The organism is Halomonas jincaotanensis, assembly GCF_018448785.1.
Taxonomy (GTDB): domain Bacteria; phylum Pseudomonadota; class Gammaproteobacteria; order Pseudomonadales; family Halomonadaceae; genus Halomonas; species Halomonas jincaotanensis.
In genome coordinates, this window is sequence record NZ_JAHCLU010000010.1 from 44,123 (window position 1) to 59,604 (window position 15,482).

The 15,482-nt window shown below is 61.9% G+C and carries 13 protein-coding genes; 8 read left to right on the forward strand and 5 right to left on the reverse strand.

The features are described 5' to 3' along the window. Positions 1 to 6 precede the first annotated feature (6 nt). The 3 genes from KG088_RS10780 to KG088_RS10790 all read left to right on the forward strand — a co-directional run bounded on the left by KG088_RS10780 (position 7) and on the right by KG088_RS10790 (position 2,682). The gene (locus tag KG088_RS10780) at positions 7 to 1,203 is read left to right on the forward strand and encodes an MFS transporter (RefSeq protein ID WP_250148203.1); all 1,197 of its coding nucleotides are present in this window, start codon (positions 7 to 9) and stop codon (positions 1,201 to 1,203) included. A 78-nt stretch (positions 1,204 to 1,281) separates the two neighbouring features. Further along, complete coding sequence (locus KG088_RS10785; protein WP_213825532.1) at positions 1,282 to 2,322, forward strand: asparaginase; 1,041 nt, start codon at positions 1,282 to 1,284, stop codon at positions 2,320 to 2,322. A gap of 123 nt (positions 2,323 to 2,445) precedes the next feature. After that, the gene (locus tag KG088_RS10790) at positions 2,446 to 2,682 is read left to right on the forward strand and encodes a DUF2789 domain-containing protein (RefSeq protein ID WP_213825533.1); all 237 of its coding nucleotides are present in this window, start codon (positions 2,446 to 2,448) and stop codon (positions 2,680 to 2,682) included. A 97-nt stretch (positions 2,683 to 2,779) separates the two neighbouring features. Here KG088_RS10790 and KG088_RS10795 read toward each other — a convergent pair whose 3' ends face one another. The 3 genes from KG088_RS10795 to trhP all read right to left on the reverse strand — a co-directional run bounded on the left by KG088_RS10795 (position 2,780) and on the right by trhP (position 4,982). Further along, entirely contained in the window at positions 2,780 to 3,091 is a 312-nt protein-coding gene (locus KG088_RS10795; RefSeq protein WP_213825534.1) for a hypothetical protein, read from the reverse strand. After that, a complete protein-coding gene (locus KG088_RS10800; protein ID WP_213825535.1) occupies positions 3,075 to 3,485 on the reverse strand; it encodes an SRPBCC family protein in 411 nt (136 codons plus the stop codon). The genes KG088_RS10795 and KG088_RS10800 overlap by 17 nt, the downstream gene beginning before the upstream one ends. A 72-nt stretch (positions 3,486 to 3,557) precedes the next feature. Next, a complete protein-coding gene (gene trhP, locus KG088_RS10805; protein WP_213825536.1) occupies positions 3,558 to 4,982 on the reverse strand; it encodes a prephenate-dependent tRNA uridine(34) hydroxylase TrhP in 1,425 nt (474 codons plus the stop codon). Positions 4,983 to 5,227: 245 nt separating this feature from the next. Between trhP and queC the strand changes: the two genes are divergently transcribed. Genes queC through KG088_RS10825 form a run of 4 tightly spaced genes read left to right on the forward strand, consistent with a single transcriptional unit; the run spans position 5,228 to position 7,783 of the window. After that, the gene (queC, locus tag KG088_RS10810) at positions 5,228 to 6,004 is read left to right on the forward strand and encodes a 7-cyano-7-deazaguanine synthase QueC (RefSeq protein ID WP_213825537.1); all 777 of its coding nucleotides are present in this window, start codon (positions 5,228 to 5,230) and stop codon (positions 6,002 to 6,004) included. Continuing rightward, positions 6,004 to 6,648, forward strand: a complete 645-nt coding sequence (gene queE, locus KG088_RS10815) for a 7-carboxy-7-deazaguanine synthase (RefSeq protein ID WP_213825538.1) — start codon at positions 6,004 to 6,006, stop codon at positions 6,646 to 6,648. The genes queC and queE overlap by 1 nt, the downstream gene beginning before the upstream one ends. Beyond that, entirely contained in the window at positions 6,648 to 7,493 is an 846-nt protein-coding gene (locus KG088_RS10820) for a 6-pyruvoyl trahydropterin synthase family protein (RefSeq protein ID WP_213825539.1), read from the forward strand. The genes queE and KG088_RS10820 overlap by 1 nt, the downstream gene beginning before the upstream one ends. Then, positions 7,490 to 7,783: a YkgJ family cysteine cluster protein gene (locus KG088_RS10825; RefSeq protein ID WP_213825540.1), complete on the forward strand. Its 294-nt coding sequence runs from the start codon at positions 7,490 to 7,492 to the stop codon at positions 7,781 to 7,783. Before KG088_RS10820 ends, KG088_RS10825 begins: the two co-directional genes overlap by 4 nt. Before the next feature lie 35 nt (positions 7,784 to 7,818). Here KG088_RS10825 and KG088_RS10830 read toward each other — a convergent pair whose 3' ends face one another. Continuing rightward, a complete protein-coding gene (locus KG088_RS10830) occupies positions 7,819 to 11,724 on the reverse strand; it encodes an AAA family ATPase (protein WP_213825586.1) in 3,906 nt (1,301 codons plus the stop codon). Positions 11,725 to 11,757: 33 nt separating this feature from the next. Beyond that, positions 11,758 to 12,411 (reverse strand): tRNA-(ms[2]io[6]A)-hydroxylase, encoded by a 654-nt coding sequence (gene miaE, locus KG088_RS10835; RefSeq protein ID WP_213825541.1) that lies wholly within the window; start codon positions 12,409 to 12,411, stop codon positions 11,758 to 11,760. A gap of 339 nt (positions 12,412 to 12,750) precedes the next feature. Here miaE and acnB point away from each other — a divergent pair, with 339 nt between their 5' ends. Further along, entirely contained in the window at positions 12,751 to 15,354 is a 2,604-nt protein-coding gene (acnB, locus tag KG088_RS10840) for a bifunctional aconitate hydratase 2/2-methylisocitrate dehydratase (RefSeq protein ID WP_213825542.1), read from the forward strand. The last annotated feature ends 128 nt before the right edge of the window (positions 15,355 to 15,482 follow it).

Below are 15,482 nucleotides of genomic sequence, written 5' to 3' on the forward strand. Positions count from 1 at the left end.
GGATACATGACAGGCCACAGCAGACTCGTGTTCATCGGCTTGATGGTCTTGGTGGGCCTCAACCTACGCCCCGCCCTTTCCTCCTTGGCTCCACTTCTAACGCGTATCCAGATCGATACCGGCCTGTCGGCACTCGCCATCGGCGCTCTGACTACCTTGCCTGTGCTCTGCCTGGGCCTGTTTGCCCCGATGGCACCCTGGCTTGCCAAGCGGCACGGAGCAGAACGCACCCTGTCACTTGCTTTGTTGGTGCTGGCCACAGGGTTATTGCTACGCGGTATACCGCTTTCACCGCTACTTTTCGCTGGCACCCTGCTGGTGGGCGCTGCCATCGGCGTGGCCGGCGCCTTGCTGCCCGCGCTGGTAAAGCGAGAGATGGCCGGTGGCGCCGACATCATGACGGGCGTTTACACCATGGCACTGTGCCTGGGTGGCGCTCTGGGGGCCGGATTGAGCATCCCGCTTGCCAACGCTCTCGGTGGCTGGCAGGTTGGACTGGCCAGTTGGTCGCTGCTGACGGCTCTGGCGCTGGCGGGTTGGGCTACCTTGATGCCGCGGCGTGCCATTGATGTGTCGATCGCCGATACTGCCGGCTCGATGCGCGCGCTGCTAAGCCAACCGCTGGCCTGGCAGGTGATGCTGCTCATGGGTAGCCAGTCGTCGCTGGCCTACATTGTCTTCGGCTGGCTGCCCACCCTGCTGGTGGCCCGCGGTTACAGCGAAGCCGAGGCCGGCTGGATGATGGGCGCCTCGGTCATGTGTCAGCTACTCTCTGCCCTGCTTGCCCCTTGGCTCGCTCGCCTGGGACGCGACCAACGACCCGCACTGCTGGTGGTGCTCGGCTGCATTGCCACTGGTATTTGGCTGCTGCTGCTGGGGCCTCTGGCATGGCGCTGGATGGGGGTGATCCTGCTCGGCCTGGGACAAGGCGGCGGCTTCAGCTTGGCATTGACATTGATCGTCTTGCGATCCGGCACATCACGGCTGGCCGGCAAGCTCTCCGGCTTGACCCAAGGCGGTGGTTACACCCTGGCGGCGCTAGGGCCGCTGGGCGTAGGTTTCATGCTGCATTTCGAGGTTGGCCTGGGGCGTATTACCTTCGTCTTGTTATTGATAACTGCCGTCGCCGCCGGTTTCGCCTGTCTGGCTGGTCGCAATCGACGCCTCGAGATCGATGACGCGGGACGCCTGGTGACCCGCTGAGAATAGCTCACTTGCCATGTTTGCGGCTGTGGTGCAGCGGTTTATCATCAAGTACGCTCATTGACTGCGAGGCGCACCATGACCGACGCCCCTACCCTGCTGATTCTTTACGCCGGCGGCACCGTGGGAATGGTAGATACGTCTCATGGCCTGGCGCCTGGCAAGGACTTTGCGGCGCGTCTAGACCTCGCCCTGGCCGGCCTTCCGCCGGCCCGCCGCTTGGCACTGCCGGATTTCAATGTAATCGAGCTCCCTGACCCCATCGACTCCAGCGCCGCCACGCCCCGCGACTGGCAGCGACTGGCGAAAGAGATCACCAGACGAAACCGGGAATACGCTGGCATCGTGGTACTTCATGGCACCGACACGCTGGCCTGGAGCGCCTCGAGCCTTGCCTATCAGTTGCAGGGAATCGACCGGCCAGTTGTGGTCACTGGCGCCATGCAGCCTTTGGAAGCACAGGGTAGCGATGCCCTGAATAATATCGAGATGGCGCTGCGCTTCGCCATCCTGCCTGCCCTGCAGGAAGTCACCATCGCCTTCGCCGGCAAATTGATGCGTGCTGTGCGCTCGCGCAAGCGACACACACAATCTCCAGATGCCTTCTTCAGCCCCAACTATCCCCTGCTCGGCGAATGGGTCAATCATGACGCCGTATTCTATGCCGATCGAAGCCTGACCACCCAACAACGCGGCGCCCCGCGTTTCGAGCTCCCCGACTACAACGCACTCGCCGATGGTGGGATCGCCCGCCTGGTACTCTGGCCAGGCATCAGCGCCCGGCAGGTAACTTACTGGCTGGAAGACGATCTCGTTCGTGGTGCCCTGCTGGAAGTCTGGGGAGGCGGCAACCTGCCGGACGACCCGGCATTGCTCGGTGTTCTGGCGCGAGCCAGCGGTGAGGGCAAACTACTGGCTGCAATCAGCCAGTGTCCTCAGGGCGGCATCGCTCCGGGCCATTACGCCGCGGGTCGCGCGTTGGCGGAAACGGGCGTGCTGTCTGGAGATGACATGACACCTGAGGCAGCGCTGACCAAGATCACCCATCTGCTCGCCCAGCCATTGAGCGAGGCTCAACGGCAGCAGCGCTTTCTCTCATCTCTGGTCGGCGAACGTTAGTGTCGCTGGCTCCCGACACCCCAAGCTGGCCCGATTGATTAGCGTTGACTTCACTCAAGCATCGCCCCAGCGAAACGGCTATGGTGAATGGGGATTATCACGACATGACGCAAGGAAAGAGTAATGGAACATCCAGACCACCCCTTTACCGAACTCTTCGAACAGCTCGGTCTCGCCTCTGATCCCGCGTCGATCAAACGTTTCATTGATCGCCATGCACCGATACCTGATGAGATCGCCCTACCTGATGCTTCCTGCTGGAATGAGGGTCAGGCTGAATTCCTGCGCGAAGCCATCGAGGAGGATGCCGACTGGGCGGAAGTAGTCGATCACCTGAATGCCTCCCTGCGCAAGGAGTGATTCAAGGATCCACGCGCCTCGCGAGCGATCCTCGTGTCATCACATGCCAACCCATAGCCCAACCCATAGCGCCATGCCCAAGGCCAAGCCATTTACCTCATGTCACACGGCCCGGCATCGCGCCGGGTTCCGGCGGTTCAGTCGCCATTATCAATAAATCATCGAGTTGCCCCGGGGCGATATCCGACATCCGCGGCATGGCGGCAACGCGTCTATCGAGATAATGCAGGACACCGAGTTGTGCGAACAGAACAACCAGACACAACAATAGGCCCGTTATCACCGTTGTTTCCTCATAAATGCCGATGAAGTCGGCATTTGAAGCGTAGTCCCAGCGGCCCTCGTGGCACAGATAGCCCGCTGATAATATTTTCCGATCAACGGTCAGAAGCTCATAGCCTGTCTCCAACGCGCGCCAGTATCTGCCGACTGACCTTGCCGACAAGTGGCGTCGCCGCCCTGTTGACCGCCTTCTCGACCAGACGGTTGCGCAGCGAGTAAGTCAGGGTCAAGGCCACCTCAGTGCCCTCTTCGACCGGCGTAAGGCGATAACGCCCTTGATTATCCACGCCGCTCAACGACTCCCAGGCCAACACCTCCGGCGCCCGACACTCGGTGATGACCACATCGAATGTCCAGTCACGCCCGACGGCATGGACATACCAGCGGTAACGGTCGTCGCCCAACGGTTCGATCCGCTCAATCAAGTCCGAGTAGTCGGCAAAGTCCTCGACCCTTTCGAGCAAGGCGAAGACGCGCTCGGGAGACGCCTTGACGATCGCGCTGTGTTCAATGGTGGCCATGCGGTTCCCTATTCGGCTAGCTATTGTCCCCACAATGTCGTTGAGTCAAGTGGATGTCCAGTTGCCAACGCCTCAGAGGTCACGCATCACCAGCGCGAACTCGATACGCTCAGGCGCGATTTCCTCGCCGGGCACCGGGATACGCACCACATGTCCAGAGCCCGGTGCCGCGGCGACGGATTCGCCCCGCCGATTCTCGATGTGCTCCAGGGTGAAGCGCCGGTTGCCGCCAGGCAGCATCAGCTCCATGGAGTCATTTACCTCGAAGCGATTCTTGACGTCGACTTCCAGCACGTTGCGATCGGGGTCGTAGCCGATGACCTCGCCGACGAACTGCTGATGGACGCCCACCGAGTTGCCCTGCTCGTAATTCTGATACTGGTCATGGACATGACGGCGGTAGAAGCCTTCCGTATAACCGCGGTTGGCCAGGTTATCGAGTTCGTCCATCAGGCGGATGTCGAACGGCCAACCGGCAACGGCGTCGTCGATGGCGCGCCGGTAGACCTGGGCGGTGCGGGCGACGTAGTAATGCGACTTGGTACGCCCCTCGATCTTCAGCGAAGTGACGCCCATTTCGGCCAGTTGCGGCACATGCTGGACGGCGCGAAGGTCCTTGGAGTTCATGATATAGGTGCCGTGTTCGTCCTCGTGCACCGGCATCAGCTCACCCGGACGGGTCCGGTCCTCAATCAGCGCCGAGAGCTCATCCTGCCCTTCGACGCCACCGGCGGTCGCTGTGCTTTGCTCGGCCGCACTGCCGCCGCCGGAGGCGATCAAGCCGCCCTGCTGCCCCCCGTCCTGGGGCGTCCAGATGCCACTGGCGGCATGGGCGCGGGCCGAGTTGGCCGGCACCAGATCGCCGGTTTCGTCCTCCGCTGCCGCCACGGTGTTGTACTTCCAGCGACAGGCATTGGTGCAGGTGCCTTGGTTGGGGTCGCGATGATTGAAGTAACCGGACAACAGACAACGCCCCGAGTACGCAATGCACAGCGCGCCATGCACGAAGGTCTCGATCTCCAGGTCAGGGCATTCGGCGCGGATCTCGCCGATCTCGGCGAGCGACAGCTCGCGCGACAGGATGATGCGGCTGATGCCCTGCTGCTGCCAGAACCGCGCCGCTGCCCAGTTGACCACGTTGGACTGGACCGAGAGATGGATCACCTGCTCGGGCCAACGCTCACGCACCATCATGATCAGCCCCGGATCGGACATGATCAGCGCGTCGGGCCCGGCCTCGATCACCGGCTCCATGTCCCTCAGGTAGGTCTTGAGCTTGCTGTTGTGCGGCGCGATGTTCGAGGCCACGTAGAACTGCTTGCCCCGATCATGGGCGTAGGCGATCCCTTTGTGCAGGTTATCGATCTTGAAGTCGTTGTTGCGCACGCGCAGTGAATAGCGCGGCTGACCGGCATAGACCGCATCGGCGCCATAGGCAAACGCATAGCGCATGTTCTTGAAGGTGCCGGCGGGCGACAGCAGTTCAGGGGCTTTCATGGAGGGTCACCGTTGTCAGGACGATGGCGCGGGAAGAAGAATCATCACGCATTCCATACGGAACATTCCTTACAGAACATTTTTAACATGAGTCGTGCAAGGCGCGAGAGTCTAGCAACTGGCACTCACTCTGGCCAGATCAGGAGGGGATGCGTAAACTGCGACTCGCCGGACCGGACCCCGGACAGCGCACCAGGTAGGCCATACCTGACCGCCCGACAAATTCTCCGACAAGAGTCTCCCTCATGACTATTTCTTCCGCTTGCCCGTCAGGCCGGGCTACCGTTGCCACCGTCGTGATTTACTCCGGCGGCATGGACTCCTACACGGTACTGCATCGCGCCCTACGCGAGGGTCTAACGGTACATGCCCTCTCCTTCGATTACGGCCAGCGCCACCGCCGCGAACTGGCGATGGCAACCCGCGTATGCCAAGCACTCGGGGTACCACACCAGGTGGTGGATATCCGCGCCATTCATGGCCTGATCGACAACTCGGCGCTCACCGATACCGGCCGCGAGATGCCCGAGGGCGACTACGACGAAGCTAATCTCACTGCCACCGTCGTGCCCAACCGCAACATGATCCTGCTCTCGCTAGCCATCGCCAAGGCGGTCAACATCGGCGCCAGCCGGGTCGATTATGGTGCCCATGGCGGCGACCATGTGCTCTATCCGGATTGCCGCCCCGCGTTCGTCGAGGCGATGAACGCGGTTGCCGGCATCGCCAACTTCGACCCCGTTCAGTTACATGCCCCCTACCTGCAGTCGACCAAGGCGGAAATTCTCGCCGAAGGCCTCTCCATGGGGCTGGACTACGCCGACACCTGGACCTGTTATCGGGGCGGGGAACTGGCCTGCGGTCGATGCGGCAGCTGCCGTGAGCGCCTCGCGGCGTTTGGCGCCAATGGCGTTGAGGATCCCTTAAGCTATCTACAGCGGCCCGATGATGCCGCCAAGTCACAGCGGCCCGATAAGGCCGCCAGGGCACAGCGGCCCGATCCCGCCGCGGGAGGCGCGTGATGTATCAGGTCAAGGAGGCCTTCTACACCTTGCAGGGCGAAGGTGGCCAGGCCGGCCGGCCGAGTGTATTCTGCCGTTTCTCGGGCTGCAATCTCTGGTCGGGACGTGAAAAGGACCGCGCCACGGCCGCTTGTCGCTTCTGCGATACTGATTTCGTCGGCACCGAAGGCCAGAACGGCGGACGCTTTGCGGATGCTCAGGCGCTGGCCAAGCACCTCGCCACACTCTGGCCCGACGAGAGTGGCCGCGCCACGCCCTACGTAGTGTTCACGGGTGGCGAGCCGCTCCTGCAGCTCGATTCACCCTTGATCGCTGCCCTGCATGCGAGGCATTTCGAGATCGCCGTGGAGACCAACGGTACCTTGCCGGCGCCGGCGGGCATCGACTGGTTGTGCGTCAGTCCCAAGGGAGGAAACGCCTTGGTGATAAACGCGGGTGACGAGCTCAAGCTGGTCTATCCTCAACCCGACGCTCCGCCGGAGCGTTTTACCGACCTGGGCTTTCGGCTGTTTTACCTGCAACCCATGGATCGCACGCCTCTGGGCCAGGCCAGCTCAAGCATGGAAGATACTCTGGCCTACTGTCTGAATAATCCGCAGTGGCGTCTGTCATTGCAGACTCACAAGATCACGGGGATCGCCTGATGACCCTCTTTGTCAACCGCCTGACGCAGCTCGACGTATCGCTATGGTGCCCGCGTCGCGGCCTGGTCGGCGCCAGCTGGCACATAGACGTGGAACTCGACGGCGAGCTCGGCGAGGATGGCATGCTCTTCGACTTCGGCGAGGTCAAGCCGTGGATCAAGTCCCGGCTGGATGCCGGCGCGGACCACACCCTGCTGGTACCCACTCGCGCTGCCGGGGTGGAATTGCATGATTGTCGCGAAGGCCTGTGCGTGCGCGCCTCCCTACCCTACGCGTTCGAGGTGCGCGCGCCTCGACAGGCGCTGACGCTGCTGCCCTGGCAAGAAATCAGCACCGAGCGTCTGGCTGCCCATATGGCGGCTGAATTGATGCGACGCCCGCCGCCGAGGGTCAGCGACATCCGCCTTCACCTGCGCGAGGAAACCATCGAGGGGCCAGCCTATACCTACAGCCACGGACTGAGACGCCACGCCGGCAACTGCCAGCGCATCGCCCATGGCCATCGCTCACGCCTGCATGTCTGGCAGCAAGGCCATCGTGTCCCGGCCCTCGAGCAACAGTGGTGTGACTGGCTTAACAATCGTTACCTGTTCGATCAACGGGATATCGTCGATAGCGGCGAATCCGGATCTCGAGACCAAGTCGCGAGCCACTACCTGTCGCCGCAGGGCAGCTTTTTCCTGAGCCTACCTCGCGAGCGTTGCGCGGTACTGCCGACACCGACCACCGTCGAGCAGATTGCTGCCTGGCTCGCCGAGGCAATCACCCGAGAAACCGGTACCGCCACACGCGTCCAGGCCTTCGAGGGTATCGACAAGGGCGCCATCGCAGAGGCACGGCCATGAGTCACGATGTAGACGCACAAGAGGCGGATACCGTCACCGGCGATGGCTGCCGTCCCGGTTGTGGTGCCTGCTGCATTGCGCCTTCGATCAGTTCAGCAATTCCCGGTATGCCAGACGGCAAGCGGGCCGGGGAGCGCTGTTTACAGTTGGACGACGCCAATCTTTGCCGACTCTTCGATGACCCACGTCGGCCGAGGGTATGTGAAGCATTCCGCTTCGATCGTGACCTCTGTGGCGACCACCGCCACCAGGCACTGGAAAGAATCGCCACCATGGAACTGGCCACCTGATCGTCACCATCCTCGCTCGCGTCACTATCACGGCCTTATGAAGAGACGCTCGCCGCCTGGGGGAGCCGCTTGTCCAGCAGGGTCCGCCAGCGCACCAGTACCGGTGCATCGCTATGACTCACCTCGCCGAGTAAACGCCGGAATCGCTCGCGCGCACCGTGGTCTTCTGGGTCGATATGGGTCAACCAGAGTTCCAGGGCACCCAACTGCTGGTGCAGGTTACCGTCCTCGTGGGCCTGGGTCAGTGCCTGTTCAACCAAGGCCTTGACCTCATTGCTGTCGTGGCCAAGGCTCAGACGAACGCGGGCCAGATGCACGGCCAGCTCCGGTACGAAGAGCGTAGTACGCTCCCGGGCGATCAGCAGCGTCTGATCAAGATAGTCTTCTGCCTTGGCCATTTCACCGAGTGCAATACAGGCATCCACATACCATAGCGCAGGGCGCTGGTAGCGATCGCGGCCGGTGACTTCGGCGAGTTCTTCAAGAGACCCATCGATCTGAGCCAAGCCGTCTCTGTCACCGGCTAGCGCTCGCTGCCATCCAAGCACCCCACGAGCGGCGTTCTGCCAGAGATGAAGATCCGGCGTACCGGTCAGCTCGAAGGCACGCTCCGCCCGCATGGTCGCCAGATGGACGTGCCCCAGTTGCCGGTATAGGGCCGCTGCATACATCAAGGCCATGGCCAGGCTGCCCGGGTGGTTGATACGTTCGGCGAGACGAACCGCCGACTCCACCTGAAGCTCGGCCCGGTGATAGTCACCCCGCAGGCACAGCGCCCAACCCTGGAAACAGGCCGCAGCGATCTGCGGATGATCCGAGAACGGCAGCCACTCGATCATCATCGGCGAATTGAGGGGGTCGATCTCTTCCAGATGATCGTAGGCCTGACCGATACGTCCCGCCCAGTATTCGCAGCTGGCGCGCGCGTAATCCGCCAGGCGCCGATAACGTGGATCCTCGAGACGACTCGCCTGATCGGCGAGTCGCGAGGCCAAGGAAAAGGCGTCGGCATGGGCATGCCGTTGGCTACACCCGACCCACAACCCCCAGTTGACGAGAAAGGCCTGTTCAAGGTCGGCGGCTTCGTCATCGCTATCGGCCAGCAGCTCCCTGGCTCGCGCGAAGCTTTCATGGGCCGTGGGCGAACCGTGTCCCTCCAGGGTAAAGGCAGCCTGTCCACGCACGGTAAGCAAGCTGATCTCACGTTCCGGTCGATGCGCCACATGGCGAAGGGTGGCCAGGCCGAAATCGGCCATTCTCAGCGCGGTTCGATTCGCGCTCACCTTCAACGCCTCCCGGGCGGCCAGTTCGAAATAGCGCGCCCCACGCGCATAGTGTCCGCTGCGTCTGAGATGAGTCGCAAACTCACCAGGATGACGGCTGATCCATACCGGGAAGTGCTCCTCGATCAGCTCCACCACCTGGCGATGAATCCGCACCCGAACATCACGCGGACACGACAGATAGGCGGCTTCCTGCAGTAGCTGATGGGTAAATTGGTATTCGCGCCGGCCTTCTTCGTTGTCGGCGTTTTCAATAATCTCCAGACGCAGCATCTGCTCGAGCGCCTGCGTCAGTCGGGGCATTTCCCAGCCGCTGCACTCCGAGAGGAAATCGAGTCGAAAGCGGCGGCCCAGTACCGCCGCGACATGGGCCACTTCGCGATCGCCATCGAGTTGATCTATTCGACTGGCAAGCAGCCCCAGCAGTCCGCGTGGCAGCTCATCAAGCTGCACGGTGCGCCCTTCGCGCCGATCCATATCGACTCGGCGGCAAAGCTCTTGCAGGTAAAGCGGAACACCGTCGCAGCGCTCGATGATTTGCCCCCGCAACCTCGGACTCAGGTGTAGCCGATAGCGACGCGCCAGTTGGGAGAGCAGTCGTGACGATTGCATCGCGTCCAGCCGCCCGAGGGTGATCTGCTGGTCCCAGTGGAGTCGTGCCGGTAATGCCTCGCGACCATGATGGCTAGCCACCAGCAGGAAAGGACAGTTGATCGGCAGGCGTGCCTGAAGACCCGCAAGCACCTTGAAGGACGGTTCATCGAGCCACTGCAGGTCGTCGATCATGACCACCAGCGGCCGCTCCTGGGTCAGTAGGGCAATGAGACGATGGACCATGCCCACTACCAGCTCGATGACCTCTCCACTTTGGGTGAGCACAGCCACTTCACGCGGTTCGTGAACCCCCAGCGCCTCCTCGAGAAGCTCGCGGCGAGAGGAATCAAGCTCCAGAAATCCGACCGACGAGAGCAGGGTATTCAATGCCTCAGCGTTAATCTCGCCCCCGAAGCGCCATCTGAGCAACTGGCGCGCCACGCCGTAGGGTTCCTGAACGGACATCCGCGTGGTGGGTTGCCAGCAGACTGCGGCCTCCTGGCACTGTTCGAGCTGGCGAAACCCTACCATAAGCGCCGACTTGCCCATGCCGGAGGGCCCGCGTACCAGCACGCTCTGTCTCAGGCCGATGCCGGCACGAGCCAGGGCATCCCGCAAGGTACGCAACGACGCCTCACGACCAATCAGGCTTGGCGGCACCGCTTCGCGCCCACCTTCATTGGTGCCCAGCACCAAGGCACGCAGACGAACTCGGCCATCGCTTGCGACCAGGCGCGACGATAAGCGAGGCTGGAGGTCGAGGGCCGGCGGCATGTGCTGGCTCGCTTCCTGAGAAATGACTAGCTCACTGCCCTCGGCGGCTCCCATCAACTCAAGCGATCCCTGGGTGACCTGCCCCAGTGGATCGACCATCTGGCGCTCCGGGAGGTATACCACCCGGCCGCTGTTGAGACCCGCCGCCAGTTCGATGCGCGGCGGCTCTCCCTCGCCACTCCAGTAGCGGTCGGTTTCTTCCGGCAACATACGCCGGCAATGCTCGTAGAGGGCCACAAGCTCGGCTAGCTGATGGGCAGGACCATGGGTGCCAAAGCATGCCAGCCCCATACCACCGGTGGCACCAGGCAACCAGAACCCGCCCAGATGATGACACTGCTGCTCGAGCCATCGCAGTAGTTCGAACTCCAGCATCAGGCAGGCGCGTGTCCCGGCGCGAGACGATAGATCCCCGATCAGGCGCAGGCGAATCGCCATCACCGATAACTGACGCTGTTCGATCTCCTCCTCGCGTAGGGGGGAGCTATCGGGTGCCAAGGCTCGGGAAAAATGGCTCTGATGGCCCAGCACGGCACTGTCTGCCTGGCTATCTGACCAGTAACGGGCCAGATGCAGAAAGGCCGGCTCGGGTTGCTGGCCAGAAAGCGCCAGAAGCTGCAGATAGGCATTATATTGTTCATGCGCGGCAGCAAGCTGCCCCTGTTCGGCGAGCTGACGCACCAGGCGCTCATGGAAGGGTCCGTACCCTGGGAAGCGACTCACCAACGAGTCCAGCAAGTGATCGGGAACCAGTTCGTGCTGCTCGACCACCGATTCGGCGAAGCGGATCACACGCTGCCGCCATTCGTTACGCATCTGCACGAGCCAGCGCTGGTACTCCGCACAAGCCGGAATCTGCAGCTCCTCGACCAGGTCCCCCCGGTATGAGCTCAGCAAGGCTTCCAGGGTAGTGACGTCAGGCGATTCCTCCAGCAGGGTCTGAACGTCGTGAAGATCAAAGCGCCAGCTCTCCGGGCGGCGAAAAGCAATGGTCTGGCGAGACACGACCAACACCCGCTCGGCTTCTTCGCCAAGCGACTGGCGCAGGCAGTGCAGTGCGTGCCGCAAGTTGGTGCGACCCGATGACAATCCCTGATCTGGCCACAGCAATTCGGCTAGTGTGGCTCGATTGACTGGTTGGCTATGCAGCAACAAGTAGACCAGCAGAGCCTTGACCTTGTCGTAGCTGAACTGCGTGAGCGCATCTTCCCCCAAGGTGAGCGAGAAGTGGCCAAACAGTGCCAGCTGATCTTGTTCCAAATGGTCGGCGACGTCGGAGGAATCCCGCATCATGATCGATCCTGGATGGCGAAAGCAGCGGCCTCAGGAAGGCACGCCGCTATGAAAAGGCACGCCGCTATGAAAACGAAACGCCGTATCCGGCGAGATGATCAGCGACGCTTCACGCTCGGCAAAGAAGGCGACACGCGGCTCGATGGGCTCTGAACCAAGGTGCCGAGCCAGCATCAGGTAATCCTCGTAGTGGCGTCCTTCGGACTTAACCAGAGTTCGATAGAACTTGGCAAGCTCGTCGTCCAGATGCGGGATGAGGCAAGCGAAGCGCTCACAGCTGCGTGCTTCGATGAAAGCACCGATAATCAGAATGTCGAGAAGACGCTCGGGGTCCTGAGGGCGTACCTCCTGGCGAAGCCCCTCAGCGTAGCGGGAGGCCTTGATATGCCGATAAACGATACCACGAGACTCCATTAGCGTGACCACCTGCTCGAAGTGCAGCAACTCTTCGCGTGCCAGCTGGGACATCTTGCTGAGCAACAGAGGTTTGTCCACATAACGATACAGCAGGCTCATGGCCGTCGATGCTGCCTTTTTCTCGCACTGAGCGTGGTCAATCAACAGCAGTTCGGGATTGGCCAGGGCCCACTCCACCCAGGCACCGGGTGTTCGACAGGCAAGAAAGGCGAGAAGCTCTGCCGGCAGCAGGGCATCAATGCAGGAATCGTCGTGAGTGGCATGCATGGTCGTCGACTCGTCAACTGACAGAAAATCGGTTGGCAACACCAAGGCAACAGAAAAGAAAAACGTAGGTACGGGGATCGCTTCTGCCTGCTACCTCGTCGTTGATTAGACGACAATGGTAACGCGCCAGGTCGCAAGTGACACCCCGGCAGGTCGAAGACCAAAGTTCAAGCCGGCCACCACGGCCCTTGCTTAACATTGTCGACAGTTTGCCGTAGAATCCTGGCTATTCGAAGAGACAACGCCGAACACGTCTGCTTCTCCCGCCAACGCTCCGTTTCGACGCCGATTGACGTAGATGCGATGTGCCTTGGCCGCCTACACCGATGAGGGCCCCCCGTGATTGAAGCCTATCGCCACCATGTTGAGGAACGCACCGCCGACGGCGTGCCACCCAAGCCGTTGAACGCTGAACAGGTCGCCGCGCTGATCGAGCTGCTCAATCGCCCGCCAGCCGGCGATGAAGAGTTTGTCCTCGACCTGATCACCAATCGCGTGCCCCCGGGGGTCGACGAGGCTGCCTACGTCAAGGCCGGGTTTCTCACCGCCATCGCCAAGGGCGAGGCCGAGTCGCCGCTGATCGATAAGGTGCACGCCGTGAAGCTGCTGGGCACCATGCAGGGTGGCTACAATATCGGCACCCTCGTGACGCTTCTGGACGACAAGGCGCTGGCCAAGGAAGCCGGTGAGCAGCTCAAGCACACCTTGCTGATGTTCGACGCGTTCCACGACGTCGAAGAGCGCGCTCGCAACGGCAATGACGTAGCCAAGAATGTCATGCAGTCCTGGGCCGACGCTGAGTGGTTTCTCTCAAAGCCGGCGCTGGCCGAGAAGATCACGCTGGCCGTTTTCAAGGTGCCCGGCGAAACCAATACCGATGACCTTTCGCCGGCGCCAGACGCTTGGTCACGCCCCGACATTCCGCTGCATGCCAATGCCATGCTCAAGAACGAGCGTGAGGGTATCGAACCGGTCGAGCCGGGCACCACCGGTCCGCTCAAGCAGATCGAAGACGTCAAGGCCAAGGGGTTCCCGATCGCCTACGTGGGCGATGTCGTCGGCACCGGTTCCTCGCGCAAGTCGGCGACAAACTCAGTGCTATGGTTCTTCGGCGATGACATCCCCTATGTCCCCAACAAGCGTGCCGGCGGTTTCTGCTTCGGCAGCAAGATCGCCCCGATCTTCTTCAACACCATGGAAGATTCCGGTGCCCTGCCCGTCGAGATGGATGTCTCCAAGCTCGAGATGGGCGACGTTATCGATGTCTATCCCTATGAGGGCAAGGTCTGCAAGCACGGCACCGACGAGCTGCTCACCACCTTCGAACTCAAGACGCAGCTGATCCTTGATGAAGTTCGCGCCGGCGGCCGTATCCCACTGATCATCGGCCGCGGCCTGACCACCAAGGCACGCGAGTCACTGGGACTGCCCCAGTCCGAGGTGTTTCGTCTGCCCGAGCAACCTGGCGATACCGGTAAGGGCTTCACCCTGGCTCAGAAGATGGTCGGCAAGGCGTGCGGCCTCTCCGGCGTTCGCCCAGGCATGTACTGCGAGCCCAAGATGGCCACCGTGGGGTCTCAGGACACTACCGGCCCGATGACCCGCGATGAGCTCAAGGACCTGGCCTGTCTCGGCTTCCAGGCCGACCTGGTGATGCAGTCCTTCTGCCACACTGCCGCCTACCCCAAGCCTGTGGATGTCGACACCCACCACACTCTGCCCGACTTCATCATGAATCGTGGTGGCGTCTCGCTGCGCCCGGGTGATGGCATCATCCACAGCTGGCTGAATCGCATGCTGCTGCCTGACACCGTAGGTACCGGTGGCGATTCCCACACGCGCTTCCCGTTGGGCATCTCCTTCCCGGCCGGCTCCGGCCTGGTGGCCTTTGCCGCCGCCACCGGCGTGATGCCGCTGGACATGCCAGAGTCTGTCCTGGTGCGCTTCAAGGGTAAGCGTCAACCCGGGGTCACCCTGCGTGACCTGGTGCATGCCATTCCTTATTACGCCATCCAGCAGGGCCTGCTGACCGTCGAGAAATCGGGCAAGAAGAATGCCTTTTCCGGCCGCGTGCTGGAAATCGAAGGCCTTGAGGACTTGACCGTCGAGCAGGCCTTCGAGCTCTCCGACGCTTCTGCCGAGCGCTCTGCCGCAGGCTGCACCATTACCCTGTCCGAGGACAGCGTGGCCGAGTACCTCAAGTCCAATATTACCCTGCTCAAGTGGATGATCGCCAATGGCTACGGCGACCGTCGCACCATCGAGCGCCGTATCGAGGGCATGGAGGAGTGGCTGGCCAACCCCAGCCTCATGCGCGCCGATCAGGATGCCGACTACACCGAGATCATCGAGATCGACCTCGAGGCGCTCAAGGAGCCAGTCCTGTGCGCCCCGAACGACCCGGACGACGCTCGCTTACTCTCCGAAGTAGCCGGCGAGAAGATCGACGAGGTCTTCATCGGCTCGTGCATGACCAACATCGGCCACTTCCGCGCCGCCGGCAAGCTGCTCGAAAAGCTGCCGGCCGACAGCCTGAAGACTCGACTATGGCTGGCCCCACCGACCAAGATGGACCAGCATCAATTGACCGAGGAAGGCTACTACGGCATTTACGGCCGTGCCGGTGCGCGCATGGAAATGCCTGGCTGCTCGCTGTGCATGGGTAACCAGGCCCGCGTGGCCGCCAAGAGTACCGTGGTTTCCACTTCGACCCGTAACTTCCCGAACCGCTTGGGCGATGGCGCCAACGTCTACCTGGCATCGGCGGAACTCGCCGCCGTGGCCGCGGTGGAAGGTCGTCTGCCGAGCGTCGATGAATACCGCCGCTATATGAGCGAATTCGATGCCATGGCGAGCGAGATCTACCGCTACATGAATTTCCACGAGATCGAGGAGTATCAGAATGCCGCTTCCAACGTGATTCCGATTGCCCAGGAAGCCTGATACCCTGTCCTACGACTCCGATGCTCGCAACATCAATGGTCGCCCTTGGCGGCGACCAGAGTCGATGACCGAAGCGCCCCGCCCTGCGGGGCGCTTTTTTATGGCTGTCTGGGCCATCAGCCGTTGCC